This is a genomic window from Streptomyces sp. 6N223 (genome assembly GCF_052246635.1).
Classification (GTDB): domain Bacteria; phylum Actinomycetota; class Actinomycetes; order Streptomycetales; family Streptomycetaceae; genus Streptomyces.
Genome location: NZ_JBQQCA010000021.1, coordinates 58,570 through 76,597 on the forward strand (window position 1 = coordinate 58,570; position 18,028 = coordinate 76,597).

Here is an 18,028-nt window from a genome sequence, read left to right on the forward strand (position 1 = left end):
TGCCGGCGGGCTACTGCTGGGCCTGGGCCCACAGGTCGGCGTACTCCGGGCACAGGTGCTCGATGGCGGCCCCGGCGTCCGGGATCTCGCCGTCGCGCAACGCCGCCACCACGCCGTCGGGGTCGTGCCGCTCCAGGTAGCCGATCCGCTCGCACGCCTCGGCGCCGAGCAGGAGGATCGCCGCCGGGTCCGCGCCCACCGGCACCCGGTCGGTCAGGTACGCCCGCTGCTCGCGCGTGAAGGCGCCCTCGGGCGGGGTGAGCTCCTCGGTCGGGACGGTCTCGTCCGGGATGCCGTCGGCCGCGCCGGGCTCGCCCGGGACGGCGGCCTCCGCCCCCGCCCCCGGCGTCTCGGCGGCCGCCGCCTCCTCCTTCTCGTCCCCGCCGCCGCCGCCGCACCCGGCGAGCAGCAGCCCCGCGGCGAGCGTCGCCGCCGCCAGCGCCCGCCGCATCACGGCGCCCCGAACGTCAGCACCAGCTGCGGCCGGTACCCGCTCTGCGTGGCCTCGCGCGCCCACAGCCACAGGCTGTCGGTGCCCTCGCCGACCAGCGCCAGGTCCAGCTCGCCGCCGCCCAGCGCCGCCTCAACCGTCGCCCGGTCCAGCGGCACGGTCTGCACGCCGCCCGGTGCGCTCGGCGCGCTGAGCGTCCCCAGCGTCCCCTCGCCCAGCGCCGGCCTTCCGGCGTACGTCGTGCCGGACTCCGTCCACGACCCCTCCACCGGCACCACCGCGACGTCGTCGCCGGAGCCGGAGAACGAGTCCCCGCCGACCGTCAGCCGCAGCGCCGCGCCCTTCAGCACCGTCCCGGCCGGTGCCCCGGGCAGGTCGGCGAAGCGCAGGTAGCTCTCGTACGGGCTGCTGCCGCGCACCGCGAGCTGCTGGTGGGAGCCGTAGGAGGTGCCGGTCGCCGCGCCGTTGACGTACGTGTCGGCGGCGGGCTCCAGCGTCGTCACCGAGTCGCCGGGGGCCTCGGCCGCGCCCAGGTGGGCGGCGATCCGGTCGGCCGGCAGCTGGCTGCCGTAGACGGCCGTCTCGTCGAGCTGCCCCGCGAAGTAGTCGCTCGCCGGCTGGCCGGGGAAGCGGTCCAGGTTGTCCCCGCCGGTGTGCCAGTAGTAGCCGGACAGGTTGCGGGCGGAGGTGACGAGGAAGTTGCGGGCGACGCGTTCGCCGTCCACGTACAGCTCCATGCCGCGCGAGCCGACCGACGCGGCCACGTGGTGCCACTCGCCGTCGTTGTACGCACTGGTGCTGGTCGCCGTCCGGAAGGTGCCGTTGAAGAGGGCGAACCGCAGCCGCCCGTCGTTCAGCATGTAGACGTTGTTGTCGTGGCTGTAGCTCTCCTCCAGGATGCGGTCGCCCATCCCGATGAGCTTGCCGCCCTCGTCGGTCGTCGTCCTGAACCACGTCTCCAGCGTGTAGCGGGTCACGCCCGAGTACACGTCGTCGCTGTAGGTGTAGGAGTCCGCCCCGTCGTGGCCCACCGACGCCGCCTGCGGGCCCGGCACCGCGCCCGGTGTGACGCCGCGCTGCGGCCCGCCCCGGTGGACGCCGCTTGAGGCGTTGCCCGAGGCGTCCGAGGCGAAGTTGCCGGCGGTCTCGTCGTAACGCCAGTACAGCAGCGGGTCGTCCGCCAGCACCTCCTCCACGTACGGCTCCGTGCCGGCGGCCGAGGTGGCGGTGACGGCGGGGGAGAGCGTGCTGACGTTGCCCGCGCCGTCGGTGGCGGTGATGCGGTAGCTGTGGCTCTCGCCCTCCGGCACGCCGGTGTCGGTGAACGCCAGCTGCGGCCGCAGCCACGGCACCGACTCGGCCTGCACGGAGTGGACCGGCTCGCTGCCGCCGTCGCGGTAGACGCGGTAGGTCAGCAGGCTGTCGTCCAGGTCCTGGCTGGCGCGCCAGGTGACGTCGATCTCGCCCGGCCGGGTGCTGGCCGCGTGCGCCTCGGGCGCCGTCGGCCTGCCGCTGTCGGGGGAGGTGGCGAAGCGGGTCAGGCCCCACTGCGCCTGCCCGTTGACCGTGGTGAAGCCGCCGCCCACCCACAGGTAGTCGCGGTCCTCGCCCGGCAGGTTCTCCGCCACGGCCATGACGCGCGGGCCCAGCGCCTCGCCGAGGCCGTCGTTGGTGTTGGGGAACCAGCCCAGCAGCTTCGGGTCGTCCACCGACTGGGCGAGCAGGTGGTAGCGCGACTGGTTGGGGAAGGCGCCCATGCTGGAGCAGTTGTGGGCGTGGTGGCCGCTGTAGAGCACGTCGTCGTGGACCTGGACGGCCTGGGTGGCGCCCAGGCAGGTGTCGCGCCAGCGCTCCTCGAAGGTGTCGAGGTCGAGCGCGATGCGCCCGTCGAAGACGCCGCCGCCCGAGCCCTCGTTGCCGGTGTAGAAGCCGGTGGCGTCGGCGTAGATGTCCTGCACCGTGGAGGCGGTCGGGATGAAGCCCTCCGGGTAGGCCCGCTCCACCTCGCCGCTGTCCGCGCTCACCACGGCCAGGGCGTGCGAGTCGTCGCCGTTGACGGTGAAGAAGTCGCCGCCCAGCAGCACGTGTTCGCCGTCCGGGGTGACCTCCACCGCCTTGCCGATCTCGTCGGCGTCGGCCGTCCAGCCGTCCACCACCGCGCCGGCCGTGGTCAGGGCCGCGAAGCGGGCGTGCGACTCGCCGCTGATCTGCGTGAAGTCGCCGCCCAGGTAGACCCGGTCGTCGGTGGCGGCGATGGCGCGCACGATGCCGTTGGCGGAGGGCCGGAAGGAGCCGACGCGGGTGCAGGTGTCGATGTCGATGGCCGCCAGCGACGAGGCGCCGGAGCCGCCCGCCGAGCCGAAGCTGCCGCCGACGTACAGCGTCTCGCCGTCGGGGGAGACGTCCATCGCCCGCACCTGGGCGGTGCCGGAGCCGATCGTGAACGACATCGAGCAGTCGGCCGGCGCGCCCGTGGCCGCGTCGAAGGCGGCGAAGTTGACGGCGGGCCGCTCCCGCGTGCCGGAGGCGGCGCCGGGCGGGCGGATCGTGGAGAAGGTGCCGCCGACGAAGACCGTGCCGTCCGCCTCCGCCATGGCGTAGACGATGCCGTTCGTCTGCCAGGTCGGCAGGTGCTCGGCGGTCATGGACAGCGGCGGGGTGAGGGCGGGGGCGGAGCCGCTCGGAAGCGCGGCGAGCGCGCCTGCCGTGACGGCGAGGGCCGCGCATAGCGCGGCTCGCCGCGCTCGTTGTGTGCTCATCGTTCTTATCGATTCCCCTCGGGTCGCCGTGGGCCTCCTGAGTGAGACCAACGGGCCACGTCGGTGGTTGTGTCCTCTGCGTCGTGCGCCCGGGGCGCATTGGGCGTTGCCGCCGTCATCCCCCCACCCCCGGCTCTCGCGGGGGACAGAGCGGGCGGGAAGCCTCTCAGCGGTCGATGCGGACGCGCGCGCCGCTCAGCTCCGCGTCGAGGGTCTCGATGTCCGCCTCCACCATCAGCTCCGCCAGCTCCCGCCACCGCACCGCCGGCTCCCACCCCAGCAGCTCCCGCGCCTTCGCCGCGTCCCCCACCAGCGCGTGCACCTCACTCGGCCGCTCGTACTTCGCGTCGAACGCCACATGCTCCCGCCAGTCCAGGCCCCCTGCCGCGAACGCCGCCTCCAGGAACTGCCGCACGCTCGCGGGCACCCCCGTCGCCAGCACGTAGTCGTCGGGCTCGTCCTGCTGGAGCATCCGCCACATCGCCTCGACGTACTCGGGGGCGTACCCCCAGTCGCGGATCGCGTCCAGATTCCCCAGGTAGAGCCGGTCCTGCAGCCCGGCCCTGATGCGGGCCACGGCCCGGCTGATCTTGCGGGTGACGAAGGTCTCGCCCCGGCGTGGCGACTCGTGGTTGAACAGGATGCCGTTCACCGCGAACAGGCCATAGGCCTCACGGTAGTTGACGGTCGACCAGTAGCTGTAGACCTTGGCGCAGCCGTAGGGGCTGCGCGGGTGGAAGGGGGTGCGCTCGTTCTGCGGTGGCGGGGCGGAGCCGAACATCTCCGAGGACGACGCCTGGTAGATGCGGGTCTCGACGCCGCTGGCGCGTATCGCCTCCAGCAGCCGCAGCGTGCCGAGCCCGGTCGCCTCCCCGGTGTACAGCGGCGCGTCGAAGGAGACGCGGACGTGCGACTGCGCGCCCAGGTTGTACACCTCGTCGGGGCGCAGCTCGCGCAGCAGGTTGACCAGCGCGACGCCGTCCGTGAGGTCGGCGTAGTGCAGCATCAGCGTCCGGCGGGGCTGCTGCGGGTCCTGGTAGATGTGGTCGATCCGCTCGGTGTTGAACGAGGAGGAGCGCCGCACCACGCCGTGCACGGTGTACCCCTTGTCCAGCAGCAGTTCGGCGAGGTACGAGCCGTCCTGACCGGTGACACCGGTGATGAGTGCGGTCTTGTTTGAGGTGTTTGCCGAGGCGTTGCTCATGATGTGATCCCCCAGCGGGATGATGCGGGTATGAATGAAGCCACGAGGGCCGAGGCCACTCAGGACGACGAACGAAGAGACAGCGACCAGGCGTCCGGCCTGCTGCCGCCCGGTGCCCGGGTGTTCGTGGCGGGCCACCGGGGCCTGGTCGGCTCGGCCGTCGCCCGCGTGCTGGCGGACGAGGGCCACGAGGTGATCACGCGGGGCCGGGAGCGGCTCGACCTGCGGGACGCGGCGCGGACCAGGGAGTTCCTGGTCGGCACGCGGCCGGACGCGGTGGTGCTGGCCGCCGCCAGGGTGGGGGGGATCATGGCGAACCAGCGGTATCCCGTGCCGTTCCTCGAGGAGAACCTGCTCATTCAGCTCAGCGTGATCGCCGGCGCGCACGCGGCGGACGTCAACCGGCTGCTGTTCCTCGGCTCCTCCTGCATATACCCGAGACTCGCCCCGCAGCCCATCCCGGAGGACGCGCTGCTGACCGGGCCGCTGGAGCCGAGCAACGAGCCGTACGCCCTGGCGAAGATCGCGGGGATCTCGCAGGTGCGCGCCTACCGCCGGCAGTTCGGCCGCTCGTACATCGCGGCGATGCCGACGAATCTCTACGGTCCCCGGGACAACTTCGACCCCGAGACCTCTCACGTGCTGCCCGCGCTCATCCGCCGCTTCCACGAGGCGCGGAAGGAGGGCCGGGACGAGGTGGTGCTGTGGGGCAGCGGCACGCCGCGCCGTGAGTTCCTGCACAGCGAGGACGCCGCCCGCGCCTGCCTGCTGCTGCTGCGCCGCTACGACGGCGAGGCGCCGGTCAACGTGGGCTGCGGCGAGGACCTGACCATCGCCGAGCTCGCCCGCACGGTGGCCGGGGCCGTCGGCTTCACCGGCCGCATCGGCTGGGACCGCACACGCCCCGACGGAACGCCGCGCAAGCTGCTGGACGTCGGCCGGCTGCGCGCGCTCGGCTTCGTCCCGAACGTCCCGCTGGAGCGCGGCGCTCGCGAGACCTACGAGTGGTGGCTGCACAGTGATACTCCCTGACTCCGTGGGCCGGTTCAGTACGCGCCGCGGCCGTCGATGACCGCGCGGACGGTGCGGGCCAGCACGTCGAGGTCGCCGGTGACCGACCAGTTGTCGGCGTAGGCGAGGTCGAGCGCCAGCCCTTCGTCCCAGGAGAGCTCGGAGCGCCCGCTGACCTGCCACAGGCCGGTCAGGCCCGGTTTGACCGCCAGCCTGCGCAGCTCGACCACGCCGTAGCGGGCGACCTCCTCCGGCAGCGGCGGGCGCGGGCCGACCAGCGACATCTCGCCGCGCAGCACGTTGACGAGCTGCGGCAGCTCGTCCAGGGAGGTGCGGCGCAGCAGGCGGCCCAGGCGCGTGATCCGCGGGTCGCGGCGGATCTTGAACAGGGGCCGGCCGCCGTGCTCGTTGGCCGGCTCCAGGCGGGAGCGCAGGTGTTCGGCGCCGTCGATCATGGTGCGGAACTTCAGGAGGGTGAACGGGGCGCCGTGGTGGCCGATGCGGGTCTGGCGGTAGAGGGCGGGGCCGGGGGAGTCCAGCCGCACCGCCAGGGCCAGGAGGGCGAACAGGGGGGAGAGCAGGACCAGACCCAGCGCGGCGCCGGCGCGGTCGAGCACGGACTTGAGCGCGGGCTGCGCGCCGCGGCGGGTCGGGGCGGCGACGTGGAGGAGGTTCAGCCCGGCGGCGGTGGCGAGGCTGACGCGGCGGCGCGCCACCTCGGTCAGGCCGGAGGCGACGGCCAGCGACAGGCCCGCGTCCTGCACGGCCCAGGACAGGCTGCGCAGGCGTTCGCCGGTGACCAGGCTGCCGGGCACGACCAGCACGAGGTCGGCGGCGTGGCGGCGGGCGGCGGCCACGACCGTGGGGCCGTCGGGGCTGTCGGGCACCACGTCGGGCGGCGGCGCGGCGGCCGTCAGGCCGCCGGGGAGCGCGTCGGGGAGGGCGTCGGCGAGCGCGTCGGCGAACGCCTCGGGCGAGGCCGCCGCCCCGGGCGCCTCCGTCCCCGGTTCGGCGGGCCCGCCCGCGGCGGAGGCCGCTGACCAGATGGGCGCGCCCGGCGCCTCCGTCCCGGGTCCGGTGGCCGGCCAACTGACGGGCAGGGCTTCGGCTCCGGTCTCCGCCTCCGCCCAGGGGCCCTCGGGCACGTCGGGGCTTGTGGCGTGTGTCGTGACGGCGGGAAGCCCGCCCGGGGCCTCCCGCCCCGGGCCGTGCGGTGGCGCGTCCTCCGCCGGCGGGCCCGCCGCGCCCGGGAGCCGGCCCATCTGTGGCGTTCCGCTGGCGAGGGCTCCGCCGCCGACGGTCACCACGCCGATGACGACGTACGGATGGTCCGTGCGGGCCGCGAGCCGCGCGGTCACGGCCTCGGCCGGGCCCGCCTCGCCGACCACCAGCACCCGGCGTACCGCCCGCGCCTCGCGGCGCTGCCGGGCGAGGTGACGGTGGATCAGCCAGCCCGCCCACGCGGTCACGACGAGCGCGGGCAGCAGCCCCAGCAGGTTGCTCAGCATGCCCGAAGGTTCGCCGGTCACCGCGCGTAGCATGGCCAGCAGCCCCAGCAGGATCAGCCAGTCGTGCACGGCCGCCAGCAGGCCGCGGAACTCGCCCACGCCGAGGGTCCGTCCGCCGTAGCGCCGGTGCGCCGCCCGTACGCCCGTCCAGCAGGCGGCGGCGACGGTGGCGGCGGCGAGGGGGCGGGGCTCGTCGGCGAGGGTGTGGACCGCGAGCACGGGCAGGAAGGCGCCGAGCGCGTCCGCGGCGAGCGCGATGGGCGCGTACCACGGGGAGGTGTCGCGGCGCGGGACCGCGGGTCGCCGGGCACCTGATGGATCTCCGGCCATGCCTGGTATCCGACGCATGAACCCCCCAGTGGTCTCGTAGTGACGGGCGATGGCGGGTGCCGAGGTGCGGAGTCGACGAAGGCGCGTCCTCATCTCCCCGTGAGCACGCGCCATGACTCTTGGCCCATGTGAACGAATCGGGAAAAGATTAGGGCATCCAACGACGGTTTGGCTGGTGTTTGGTGAAACTTTCCGAAACTGCCCGCGTCAGGGACTGGTTTTCTCCGGTCGGCGGGGGAGCGCGATGTGACCAACCGTGACCGGATGGGGCCACGCCTCGAATTCGGTGGTCGCAGACCCGGCTCGGCGGCCCCTCGGTGAACACCGCGCCCGGAGCCCTTCCGGCTCTCGCGGCGGCTCGTCGGCTCGGCGGCTACGCGCTCCTGCGCAACGCCGCGAGCCGCGCGACGTTGCCGGCGATCGCCGTCCACATCGCACCCCCCAGCCAGACGCCGCCGCCACTGAGGATCGCCACCCACCACGTGTCGCCGGCCGCCAGCATGGCCCCGGCCGCGGTCATCCCGGCCGCCCACCCGACGAGGGCGGCGACCATCCCCGGCTGCACGAGGTGGACCCTGATGACGCCCGCCCCGGACGGCACGTGATCCTCCCCCCGCGCCATGGCCGCGACGAAGACCGCCCAGAAGCCGGTGAACACCACGAACGCGAGGAGCCAGAGCCCCTGCGCGAGGAAGACGGGCACCGACGACGGCGGAGAGGCGATGAAGCCCGCGAGGAGAGCGGGGAGAATCGTCAACCCGCCAAGGCTTCCGGCCCAGTCGAGATCGCGGTCGGAGCCCCTGTTGCCCCTCGTCCCGGGGACGTAGCTCACGAACGCCGCGAACCGCCACCAGCCCAGCCCGCCGGCGCCCGCCGCGACGGCGCCCGCGAGCAGCGGGTCGGTGCCGCCCCACCAGATCAGGGCGGCGAAGATCCATCCGGCCAGCGACAGTCCGCCCGCCGCGCGCAACGCCCGCTGCTCCCGGAGGGCGAGCGCGCCCGGTGGTATGTCTCCCCGGAGCCGGACGCGCTCCGTCGCCTTCTCGCGCAGCTCCGCGCTGCGCCGCGGGTCTGGATCCTGCTGCGGAGGCCGGTCCACGTCGTCCGCCGCCGGCGGAGCGTCAGCAACCCGAGGGGCGGTCGCGTCGGCCGGCGACGGCGCCGTCAACGCCCCTCCGGCCCGTCCGCGGAGGGAGGACCACTCCTCGATCCGCAGCCGCACGGCCTCGGCGCTCCGCGGGCGCCGCTCCGGCTTCTTCTTCAGCAGGTCCATGATCAGCCTCTCCCACTGGGGCGGCAGATCCTGGCGACGCCGGCGCGGTGACACCGGCTTGGCCTGCATGTGCATCCAGATCAGGGCGATCGGCGACTGTTCGGTGAGGAACGGCGGGACGCCGGTCACCATCTCGTAGAGGAGGCAGCCCAGGGAGTACAGGTCGCTGCGCTGGTCCAACGGGCGGTTCTCGTCGGCCCCCTGCGCCTGCTCGGGCGACATGTACGCGGGGGTCCCGATCCACGCCCCGGTCGCCGTCAGCCTCGTGTGGCCCGTCGTGTCGTGGAGGAAGCGGGCGATGCCGAAGTCGACCACCTTGACGCGGCCGTCCTCGCCCACCCACACGTTGGCCGGTTTCAGGTCGCGGTGCACGACGCCGGCCGCGTGGGCGACCTCCAGAGCGCCGCATATCTGCCGGGCCCACACGGCCACCTCCGCCAGGGTGGGCAGGCCGTCGCTCAGCCTCTCCTCGAGCGACTGGCCCCGCAGCAGCTCCATGACCAGGTAGAGAACGCTCCGCCCGTCCACCTGCGTCTCGCCCGCGTCGTGGACCGTGACGATGTACGGGCTGCTGAGCCGCCCCGCCGTTCGGACCTCGCGCTTGAAGCGCTCCGCGGCACCGGCGGACCCCTTCCCCACCAGGTCGAAGCTCCGCAGCGTCTTCACGGCCACATCGCGGCCGAGCCGCGTGTCCCGAGCCCGCCACACCGCGCCCATGCCGCCTTCGCCGATCAGCTCGCCCAGCAGGTACCGGCCGTCGAGCAACGTCCCCTGCACGCGCGCCCCCGTTCCGTTCCCGTGGCCCAACACCTGCCTGGGCGTGCCCCGTTAGGGGCCCCTCAGCGTACCTTCGTACTGCTCGGTCGCGGTGGCAAGCGCCTCCGCGAACGCCCGCACGGGCTCCGGCGCGGGCGGGCGCCCGTAGATCGCGAGCGAGACGCGCCTGCGGTCCTGCGGCAGCTGGGCGGTGCGCACCCCGGGGTGGCGGTGGGCGGCGAGCGCCAGGCCGGGCAGCACGCTCACGCCGAGGCCGTCGGCGACGAGCGCCTGCACCGCCACGTAGTCGTCCGTCTCGAAGGTGATGCGCGGGGTGAACCCGGCGCTCTCGCACGCCGCCACCAGGTGGGCGCGGCAGCGTTCGCAGCCGGCGATCCAGCTCCGCTCGGCGTACGCGCCCAGGCCGCCGTCCCCGTCCTCCCCGGCGGCCATGACCACGTACAGCGGCTCCTCCAGCAGCGGCGTGAGCGTGGCGTTGCGCACCCCCTCCGGGGTCCGGCCGCCCTCGCCGTGCTCGAAGACCAGGGCCGCGTCCACCTCGCCGTTGCGCAGCGCGGTCAGCGCCTCCGGCGGCTCGGCCTCCGTCAGCGCCAGCTCGACGCCGGGATGGCCGGCCGAGAGGCGGGCGGCGGCCGGGGGCACGAGGGTGGCCAGCGCCGAGGGGAAGGCCGCCAGCCGCACCCGGCCCGCGCGCAGCCCGGCGTGGGCGGCCAGCTCGGCCCGCGCCGCCTCGACCCGGCCGAGGATCTCCTCGGCCCGCACCACCAGCAGCCGACCGGCGTCGGTGAGCACCACCCCGCGCCCGACGCGCCGCACCAGCACCACGCCGGCCTCGGCCTCCAGACGGGCGAGGTGGTGGCTGACGGAGGGCTGCGCGTAGTGCAGCGCCTCGGCGGCGGCGGTGATCGAGCCCTCGCGGGCCACGGCGACGAGGACGCGGAGCCGGGTGAGGTCCAGCACGGTCATGCGGGAAGCATAGACAGCATCGATGCTTCCATCGAAAACAATCATTGGAGCTATATGTCCGGGTTGTGGGACGGTGGCGTCATGCCTGACACGTCGCCGCCGCCCGCGCCGCCCGCGCCGCCCGCGCCCCCCCTCACCGACGCGCTGCGCGCCCGCCGCCTGCTGGCCTCCCACCTGCCCCCGACGCCGATGTGGTCCTACTCCGCGCTCAACGCCACCACCGGCTCGGTCGTCTTCGTCAAGCACGAGAACGCCCAGCCCACGGGGGCGTTCAAGGTGCGCGGCGGCCTCACGCTGCTGGCCTCCATGACCCCGGCCGAGCGGGCGCGCGGCGTGGCCGGCTACTCGACGGGCAACCACGCCCAGTCCCTGGCGTACGCCGCCGCCCACTTCGAGGCGCCCTGCGCCATCGTCATGCCCAAGGACCCCAACCCCGCCAAGGCGTCGGCCGTCCGCGCCCTGGGCGCCGAGCTGATCGAGCACGGAGCCGACCTCGACGAGGCCCGCGCCCACGCCGCCGACCTCGCCGCCGAGCGCGGCATGCGGCTGGTGAGCGCCGGCGACGAGCCCGAGCTGATCGCCGGGGTCGCCACCGCCTACCTGGAGGTCTTCGAGCGCGAGCCCGATCTCGACGCCGTGATCGTGCCGGTCGGCGGCGGCAGCGGCGCGGCCGCCGCCTGCCTGGTGGCCGCCTCGGTCGCGCCGCGCTGCCGCGTCATCGCCGCCCAGTCCGCCGCCTCGCCCGCCGCCCACGACTCCTGGCGCTCCGGGCGTCTCCTGACCCGCCCCAACCGCACCCGCGTCGAGGGCCTGGCCACGGGCTGCGGCTTCGGCCTCCCACAGCGGATGATCCGCGACCGCCTGGCCGACTTCGTGCTCCTGGACGACGAGGCGATCGCGGCCGCCCAGTGGCTGATGATGCGCGACGCCCACACCCTCGCCGAGGGCGCCGGCGCCACGGCGCTGGCCGCGCTGCTGGCCGATCCCGCCCGCTTCGCGGGCCGGCGCGTCGCGATCGTGTGCAGCGGCGCCAACGCCAGCGAGCGCGAGCTCAGACGATGTACGGCGTGAGCCGTCGCTCCGGACGGCCGGACCAGGCGAACGCCACCGGCACGAGGGCCGGCTAGCGCAGCGTCTCCACGGCCCGCAGCCGGTGCAGCGCGCGCAGCAGCTCCAGCGTCGCGTTCGCCCCGGCGTCGCCGCCCGCGCGGCACAGCGCGCCGACGTCCGCCTCCCGCCCGAGCGGCAGCGCGTCCAGGAGCCGCTCGGCCCGCTCCTTGCCGAACTCCTCCGGCAGGGGGTGGCCGTTGACCGCCCACGCCCCGCCCTCCCGCACGATGTGGTTGGTGACCCGGATCCGGTCGGCCGGGCCCAGCCCGGAGCCGGCGCGCGGCGGCGGCGCCGGGACCAGGCCGGCGGCGGAACGCAGCACCGCCCGCTCACCCGCGCCGCTCGGGTCCCCCGCCCCGCTCCCGCCGCCCTCGGGCAGCGCCAGCCGCAGCACCACCGCCGCCGGGCCGCCCGCCTCGGGGAAGCTCTCGGCGACGCGGAAGCCGGGCGGCCAGTAGAGGAGATCCCCGGCCGAGCCGGACAGCTCCAGGGTGGCCGGGGCCGCGCCCGCCGCGAGCCGCAGGCTCACCTCGCCGCGCAGCACCCAGCACAACCCCGCCCGGCCGGGGCCGTGATCGGGGCCGAGGGCGCACGTGTGCCCCCTCCCCATGGCCAGCTCCGCGGCCACCGACGCGAGCGGCCAGCCGACGCGCCACCACAGGTTGACCAGCTCGTCGCGCACCGCCGCCCACAGCGCGAAGTCCCCGCGCAGCGGATCCCCTAAGCTCAGCCGCCACCCCGGCGCCCGCATCCGCTCAGGAAACGCATACGGCTCCGCGCCCACGGCCGCCCGGCAGGCCCGCCCGGCGTCAATCCCGGCCGAGTCCACCCCGCCTAACAGCCGCACCGGCTCCCGCCCCCACTGCTCGGCGGCGAACCGCTCCCAGTCCAGCACCCTGACCACCATCCATGTGACGGTGATCGGGTCGTCCCCGGCGCTCACCACTCGTCCCTCCCTCCCCGGCCTCCCTCCCCGAGAGGCTGCTCACCAGGAGTTCATTATCCTCCAGCCGACTGAGCGATATCTGGCAATTTCTGGCAGTGATCCGTAACGATACGTAGTCATGCGTCGCCCGCCCCCAGTGAGGGCATGAATCGTTCCATCGCCTCGCGTCCTCCGATACCCGGGTGCAGCATGGAAGGGAGGAGACGGGGCAAATATCACGACTTAGTCGGAGGTGCTAGTCATGGCCACATACATGGATGTCCACCACGGGATGAAGGACATCACGGCCGACCAGCTCAAGGCGGCCCATGAGGCCGACCTCGCCCACGAGGCCGAGGAGGGCGTGCACTTCGAGCGGGCGTGGGCGGACCCCGAGTCCGGCACGGTGTACTGCCTCTCGCGTGGCCCCTCGCCCGAGGCGGTGCAGCGCGTCCACGACAAGGCGGGCCACCGGGCCGACGAGATCCACCGGGTGCCCCTCAGCATCTGAGGTCCGCCCACGGTCGTACGCAACCCCTGACTCGCCATCAGGGCCGACTCGCTCCCGCGCATGACGCCTCCGGCCGTCCATGCCGGTGAGCTGGGGGCATGAGGTTCACCATCAACGCCGGGATCCGCCGGCGCACCGCGCTCGCGGGCGTCGGCGCGCTGGCGGCCGGGGCCGCGACGGCGGCGCGGCGTGGGAAGCGGCAGGAGTCCGGCGTGATCACCGTGCCGGGCGAGTCGCCGGCCGACACCAACATTCCCGTCGTCGGGGACCCCCGCGCCTCCGGCGGCGCCCTCCTCGCCCTGACCGGCACCGCCGAGCGGCGCCGCTGGTACGCGCGTTACGCCGTCGAGGCCCCCGGCGGGGGCGGCATCTACCGGCTCACGGCCGTGGCGACCTCCCCCGCCGAGCTGCCGCACGCCGAGCAGACCGGCTCCTACCTCACCCTCTCGGTCAACGACGGCCCGCCCGAGCCCATCGCCCGCTCGCAGCCGCACTGGTACGAGTCGGCCCCCGCCTGGGGCGAGCTGGCCCGCTGCGAGCTGGGCGAGGTCGAGCTGCGCGGCGGCCACAACGCCCTCACCTTCACCGTCGCGGAGCCGACCGCGCTGCCCGACGGCCGCCTCGGATACCGCTTCCTGCTGGACGAGTTCACCCTCGCCCCCGTCGGGCCGGCGCTGCGCGCGATCAGCCTCGGCGACCCCGCGACCACCATCGGCGTCTGCCGCGCGAGCGAGGCCGCGGAGCTGCGTTTCCGCCTCAACGGCCGCGCCCCCACGCCGTATCGCATCCGCTACCGCGTCCTCGACCACGGCGCCGCGCGGGTCGCCTCCGGCACCGCGACGGTCCCGGCCGGGCGTTCTGCCGCCGCCGCTCCACTGCCCGACGCCCTCCCGCCCGGCAACTACCGGGTGCTGGCCGAGGACGTCACCGGCCACTTCGCGGTCCTTCCCGAGCGGCGCGCCGCCAGCGCATCGCGCAGCCGCTTCGGCGTCAACGCCTTCACCTACGCCCTCGTGCCGCCCGCCCGCCTCCCGGCGTTCGTCTCCGGCGTCCGCGAGCTGGGCGTCGGCTGGGTGCGCGACGGCAGCTCCTGGCCCGCCGCCCAGCCCGAGACGGCCGGCCCCGTCGACACCGGCCCCTTCGACCGCGTCACCCGCACCTTCCAGGACGCCGGTCTGAGCGTCCTGGAGGTCTTGTCCCCGCCCCCGGAGTGGGCCCTGACCGAGACCTCCGTCCCCCTCCCCGCCGACCTGCGCCACGCCTACCACTACGCCCGCCGCCTCGCCGCCGCCGACGCCCTCCAGCTGTCCAACGAGCCGGACGTGGACACCACCGCCAGCACCGGCGACCAGCACGCGGCGTACGTCAAGGCGGCGGCTCTGGGCGCGGGGGAGCGGCGCACCGTGGTGCTGCCCGGCATCGCGGGGCGCGGCGTCTTCCAGGAGCTGATGCTGGAGAGCGAGGTGGTGCGCTACGCCGACGCCTGGGCCTTCCACGGCTATCCGGCGCCCGGGGAGGAGGAGCCGGACTTTCCCGCCGCCGCCGAGGAACAGCGGGAGCTGCGCGAGGAGGCCGGCGCCTCCTCCACCCCCCTCTGGATGACGGAGTGCGGCGCCTTCTTCCCGGCCGAGCCCGGCGTTGACCTCACCCACGACCGGCAGCTCGCCGAGGCCCGTTACCTCGTCCTGTCCACCGTGGAGAGCCTGGCCACCGGCGTGCAGCGCCACTTCTGGTTCTGCGCCCCGCCCTGCACGGACGACGGCGTCTCCTTCGCGCTCCTCAGCCGCGACTTCCAGCCGTGGCCCGCGTACAGCGCGTACGCCGCGCTCACGGCGCTGCTGGGCGAGGCCACCTTCGTCCGGGTGCTGGAGGAACTCCTCCCGGAGGCCGCCGGGTTCGCCTTCGACGACGGCGCGGGCCGCACGGTCACCGTGGTCTACGCCCCCGGGCGCGGGCGCGTCGCGGTGCCCGTCCCGGGCGCCACGCGCGTCGAGGCATACGACATCATGGGCGCGCCCCTCGGCCCCCTCACCCCTGGGCCGGACGGCACGGTCCGCCCGCGCCGCTCCCGCGACCCCTTCTACCTCGTCTCCGACGCGCCCCCGCCCCGCGCGCCCCGCGCCGCCACCACCCGGCGACGCCGCCTCACCGACGCCGACCACATCGTCCTGAACCAGCGCTTCGGCCCGCGCCACCAGGCCCCCACCAAGGACGACGGCGACGCCGAGCCCCCGCTGGGCTACCGCCTGGACGCCACGACCCGCATGGAGTTGGAGGTCTACAACTTCACCGACACCGACCGGACGGTCGCCGTCACCGCCCACGCGCCCGACGGCTGGTCCATACGCCCGGCCGGGCCGGCGGAGGTGACGGTCCCCGCCAAGGGCCTGGCCACCGTCCCGTTCACGATCACCGCCGCCCCCGCCACCCGCCCCGGCCGCGACCACCGCCTGACCTTCCGCGCCACCCTCGACGGCGCCCGCGTCCCCCCGTCCGTCTCGCTGATCCAGCGGCGTTAGCTGTCCCCGGGCTAGGGCATGCGGCGTTACGGACGCTCGTGGTACGCCCTGGGAAGCCGGAAGCCGCGCTCCGCCATGACCGTGCGCAGCCGGTCCGGGTAGTCGGTGATGATGCCGTCCACCCCGTCGTCGATGAGCTTGTGCATGGTCGCGGTGTCGTCGACCGTCCAGGGGATCACCAGCATCCCGGCGGCGTGCGCCTCGTCGACCAGCTCCTCGGTGACGTAGGGCACGTAGCCCGGGTCGCCCACGTGGCCGCCCTGCGGGTCGCCGTGGACCGGGGAGATCGCGTCCGCCCCGAAGGACCGTGCCGCCGCCACGAGGCTCCCGTCGAAGTCGTCGATGTCGATGCCGCCCAGCCAGGGGGACGCGCCGGGCTGGCCGACCTGGAGGAACGGCTGCCCGTTGGTGAGCGCGACGATCGGCAGGCGCGGCTCGACCTCGCGCATCCGCGTCAGCGCGCCCCAGTCGAAGCTCTGGATCGTGACCTGGTCCAGCAACCGGGCCCGGCGTACCTCCCGCGCCACGACCTGGACGAACTGCTCACGCGGCGCCGTCTCATGGGGCGCGGCGGCCTCGACCTTGGTCTCGATGTTCAGCGTGACCCCGTACGCCCGGTACCGGTGGACGAGGCCGAACACCTCCGACAGCAGCGGCATCCGCGCGCCGGGGCTGGCCTGCTGCCCGGGGAACTGGGGGAGGGTCTGCGTGCCGCAGTCCAGGGTGCGCACCTGGGCGAGGGTGAGGTCGACGATGTACTTGCCGACGTACGGATACTGCGGGTCGCCGGGGAACGCCGGCCCCGTGTCGAGGCACTTGGCCGGGGAGATCCGCCGGTCGTGCGTGACGACCGCCTTGCCGTCGCTGGTGATCTGCACGTCGAGTTCGAGGGTGCTGACGCCCAGTTCCAGGGCGTTGGAGAAGGAGGCCAGCGTGGACTCGACGACGAGCCCGAGGCCGCCGCGGTGCGCCTGGAGGTCGAAGCGGCGCTGCGCGCTCTCAGCCTGCGCGGGCGCCGCGACGGCCAACGCCGCCAGCGAGGCCGCGGCGAGGAGCCCCGCGGCGAGTCGAGTGAGTCTGGAGAAACCCCGCACGTCATGCCTTTCTGCTCTGTACTTGGGCGGAAGGCCATGACTATGCGCCGTGGGGGTGGATGAGGGCGGCCCGTGGTGCGTTCTGGTGGTGACGTGCCGGTGACGATTGGGCGAGCGTGGCGTTGATCCCGCCGACTGCGACGTTTCGGTTACCGAGAGCGGCTTTCGCGACCGTTACGTCGCAGTGCTCGGGATCATGAGGGAGCGTTGCGCCAGACCAGCGAGTACCGCCACAGCAGGTGACGCCGGTACCGAACGCCCGGCAGGAGGCGGCGGGCTTCGTCGCGCACCTCGCGCCAGCTCATCTCCGGGTCCAGGACGGGCATCCCCGCCGGCCCGCCGTGGTTGCGGCGCAGCCGGTTGACCAGCCACCCGGGCACGCCGAGGGCGCCGAACACGCGGTCCCCGGCGGTGGCGTCACGCGCCAGGCCGACGACGACGAGCACGCCGCCGGGGCGCAGCAGCTCGCGCATGCGGGTCAGGGCGGCGGCGAAGTCCATGTGGTGGACGGCCGAGACCGAGCAGACGAAGTCGTAGCTTCCCGCTTTGAGGTCCGCGGCAAGGAAGTCCCCTTCCCGGAAGGCGGCGTTGGCCAGCCCCTTGCCGCGCTCACGCGCCAGGGCCAGCATCTCCGGCGAGGTGTCGATCCCCGTGACGCGCGTGACGCGGGCGGCGAGCTTGCGCTCGAACCGCCCGTCCCCGCAGCCCACGTCCAGCGCTTCCGCGCAGCGGTCCGGCACGGCGCGAAGGACGAGCGGGTGGTGGGCGACGTTGTGATTCCAGTAGTTCATCTCGGCCATCGTCGCAGGGGCTTGACGCTGTCGAGGACGTCGTCGATGAGTCGGCAGTGATCGGCTGAGTGGGCCAGGCCCAGGGCAAAGGAGACCCGGTCGTCCGAGAGGTGGATGGCGACCAGCCGCAGCTCGGCGGTTGTCTCGCCGTCCCGGCCGCCAAGGTACCGGTACGCCACGGCGGCGGCCGGGCGGCCGCCGATGGTCAGGGGCCGCTGGCTGTAATCCAGGCCGTGGCTGCGGCGCAGCGGCTCGTGGCGTCGGAAGAACCACAGGAACTCGCCACACGAGGAGGCCAGCCAGGCCGCGCCCGCCAGGAGGTCTTCCTCGTCGGGCGCGTCCACGGAGAAGTCCTCGGACCACGTCCCCGCGAACACCACCGGGTCGTCGTCTTCCCGCGGTTCATCCAGTTCTTCTGGATCCTCGTCGAAGTGCGGCTCTTCCCGGCGCGGTTCTTCGCCCATGGCCTCGGTCCACAGAGCCCATTCCTCGGCCCGTTCCCTGGCCCTGTGCCGGGCCGAACGGTACGTCGGCTTCGGGGTCGAGCGCAGGGGGTCGTGGGCCCCCGAGAAATTGTCGAACAACGGCATCGGCTCGTCGCCCACGAGCATGGCCCACAGGCCGAGTTCCTCAGCCTGCCCCGTGCGGAGCCGGGCCCTCTCGTCCTCGTCCTCGTCATCCCGGGGCGGATACGCCGACGACGTGAACGGGTCGAGGATGCCGTCGGTCACGACGATCCAGTCCTTCGGGAGGACGAGCCGAAGCCTGGCTCGACGGTCTGCGTAGGCCATCAGCCCAT

Annotated in this window: 14 protein-coding genes; 4 read left to right on the forward strand and 10 right to left on the reverse strand. The window is 74.3% G+C overall.

The features are described from left to right. Positions 1-10: 10 nt before the first annotated feature. The 3 genes from ACTWQH_RS15355 to gmd form a co-directional block, all read right to left on the reverse strand. The gene (locus ACTWQH_RS15355) at positions 11-451 is read right to left on the reverse strand and encodes a hypothetical protein (RefSeq protein WP_443287089.1); all 441 of its coding nucleotides are present in this window, start codon (positions 449-451) and stop codon (positions 11-13) included. Beyond that, positions 451-3,210, reverse strand: coding sequence for a LamG-like jellyroll fold domain-containing protein (locus ACTWQH_RS15360; protein WP_443287090.1), 2,760 nt, complete (start codon positions 3,208-3,210; stop codon positions 451-453). Before ACTWQH_RS15360 ends, ACTWQH_RS15355 begins: the two co-directional genes overlap by 1 nt. A gap of 166 nt (positions 3,211-3,376) precedes the next feature. Beyond that, positions 3,377-4,414, reverse strand: coding sequence for a GDP-mannose 4,6-dehydratase (gmd, locus tag ACTWQH_RS15365; RefSeq protein WP_443287091.1), 1,038 nt, complete (start codon positions 4,412-4,414; stop codon positions 3,377-3,379). Between the two features lie 30 nt (positions 4,415-4,444). Between gmd and ACTWQH_RS15370 the strand changes: the two genes are divergently transcribed. Continuing rightward, entirely contained in the window at positions 4,445-5,446 is a 1,002-nt protein-coding gene (locus ACTWQH_RS15370; protein WP_443287092.1) for a GDP-L-fucose synthase family protein, read from the forward strand. Between the two features lie 14 nt (positions 5,447-5,460). On the opposite strand, the gene ACTWQH_RS15375 is transcribed toward ACTWQH_RS15370, so the two are convergent. The 3 genes from ACTWQH_RS15375 to ACTWQH_RS15385 all read right to left on the reverse strand — a co-directional run bounded on the left by ACTWQH_RS15375 (position 5,461) and on the right by ACTWQH_RS15385 (position 10,273). Then, positions 5,461-7,263: an exopolysaccharide biosynthesis polyprenyl glycosylphosphotransferase gene (locus ACTWQH_RS15375; RefSeq protein WP_443287093.1), complete on the reverse strand. Its 1,803-nt coding sequence runs from the start codon at positions 7,261-7,263 to the stop codon at positions 5,461-5,463. 373 nt (positions 7,264-7,636) lie between these two features. After that, the gene (locus ACTWQH_RS15380) at positions 7,637-9,313 is read right to left on the reverse strand and encodes a protein kinase domain-containing protein (RefSeq protein WP_443287094.1); all 1,677 of its coding nucleotides are present in this window, start codon (positions 9,311-9,313) and stop codon (positions 7,637-7,639) included. A 51-nt stretch (positions 9,314-9,364) separates the two neighbouring features. Next, on the reverse strand, positions 9,365-10,273 hold the full coding sequence (locus tag ACTWQH_RS15385) for a LysR family transcriptional regulator (protein WP_443287138.1): 909 nt from the start codon (positions 10,271-10,273) through the stop codon (positions 9,365-9,367). A gap of 87 nt (positions 10,274-10,360) precedes the next feature. Here ACTWQH_RS15385 and ACTWQH_RS15390 point away from each other — a divergent pair, with 87 nt between their 5' ends. Beyond that, positions 10,361-11,350, forward strand: a complete 990-nt coding sequence (locus ACTWQH_RS15390) for a threonine ammonia-lyase (RefSeq protein ID WP_443287095.1) — start codon at positions 10,361-10,363, stop codon at positions 11,348-11,350. Between the two features lie 52 nt (positions 11,351-11,402). Here ACTWQH_RS15390 and ACTWQH_RS15395 read toward each other — a convergent pair whose 3' ends face one another. Then, positions 11,403-12,332, reverse strand: coding sequence for a hypothetical protein (locus ACTWQH_RS15395; protein WP_443287096.1), 930 nt, complete (start codon positions 12,330-12,332; stop codon positions 11,403-11,405). Positions 12,333-12,576: 244 nt separating this feature from the next. Here ACTWQH_RS15395 and ACTWQH_RS15400 point away from each other — a divergent pair, with 244 nt between their 5' ends. Next, on the forward strand, positions 12,577-12,825 hold the full coding sequence (locus ACTWQH_RS15400; protein WP_443287097.1) for an SCO4226 family nickel-binding protein: 249 nt from the start codon (positions 12,577-12,579) through the stop codon (positions 12,823-12,825). 98 nt (positions 12,826-12,923) lie between these two features. Beyond that, on the forward strand, positions 12,924-15,344 hold the full coding sequence (locus tag ACTWQH_RS15405; protein ID WP_443287098.1) for a hypothetical protein: 2,421 nt from the start codon (positions 12,924-12,926) through the stop codon (positions 15,342-15,344). A gap of 26 nt (positions 15,345-15,370) precedes the next feature. Here ACTWQH_RS15405 and ACTWQH_RS15410 read toward each other — a convergent pair whose 3' ends face one another. The 3 genes from ACTWQH_RS15410 to ACTWQH_RS15420 all read right to left on the reverse strand — a co-directional run bounded on the left by ACTWQH_RS15410 (position 15,371) and on the right by ACTWQH_RS15420 (position 18,020). Beyond that, complete coding sequence (locus ACTWQH_RS15410; RefSeq protein WP_443287099.1) at positions 15,371-16,438, reverse strand: glycerophosphodiester phosphodiesterase; 1,068 nt, start codon at positions 16,436-16,438, stop codon at positions 15,371-15,373. Positions 16,439-16,632: 194 nt separating this feature from the next. After that, positions 16,633-17,229, reverse strand: coding sequence for a class I SAM-dependent methyltransferase (locus tag ACTWQH_RS15415; protein ID WP_443287100.1), 597 nt, complete (start codon positions 17,227-17,229; stop codon positions 16,633-16,635). Beyond that, on the reverse strand, positions 17,226-18,020 hold the full coding sequence (locus ACTWQH_RS15420; protein WP_443287101.1) for a hypothetical protein: 795 nt from the start codon (positions 18,018-18,020) through the stop codon (positions 17,226-17,228). Before ACTWQH_RS15420 ends, ACTWQH_RS15415 begins: the two co-directional genes overlap by 4 nt. Positions 18,021-18,028: the final 8 nt, after the last annotated feature.

Bases quoted from the DNA above. Each gene is read 5' to 3' on its own strand.
- ACTWQH_RS15375 (WP_443287093.1), bottom strand. From the start codon at position 7,263: ATGGCCGGAGATCCATCAGGTGCCCGGCGACCCGCGGTCCCGCGCCGC.
- ACTWQH_RS15390 (WP_443287095.1), top strand. From the start codon at position 10,361: ATGCCTGACACGTCGCCGCCGCCCGCGCCGCCCGCGCCGCCCGCGCCC.
- ACTWQH_RS15415 (WP_443287100.1), bottom strand. From the start codon at position 17,229: ATGAACTACTGGAATCACAACGTCGCCCACCACCCGCTCGTCCTTCGC.
- ACTWQH_RS15355 (WP_443287089.1), bottom strand. From the start codon at position 451: ATGCGGCGGGCGCTGGCGGCGGCGACGCTCGCCGCGGGGCTGCTGCTC.
- ACTWQH_RS15420 (WP_443287101.1), bottom strand. From the start codon at position 18,020: ATGGCCTACGCAGACCGTCGAGCCAGGCTTCGGCTCGTCCTCCCGAAG.
- ACTWQH_RS15405 (WP_443287098.1), top strand. From the start codon at position 12,924: ATGAGGTTCACCATCAACGCCGGGATCCGCCGGCGCACCGCGCTCGCG.
- ACTWQH_RS15400 (WP_443287097.1), top strand. From the start codon at position 12,577: ATGGCCACATACATGGATGTCCACCACGGGATGAAGGACATCACGGCC.
- ACTWQH_RS15360 (WP_443287090.1), bottom strand. From the start codon at position 3,210: ATGAGCACACAACGAGCGCGGCGAGCCGCGCTATGCGCGGCCCTCGCC.
- ACTWQH_RS15370 (WP_443287092.1), top strand. From the start codon at position 4,445: ATGAATGAAGCCACGAGGGCCGAGGCCACTCAGGACGACGAACGAAGA.
- gmd (WP_443287091.1), bottom strand. From the start codon at position 4,414: ATGAGCAACGCCTCGGCAAACACCTCAAACAAGACCGCACTCATCACC.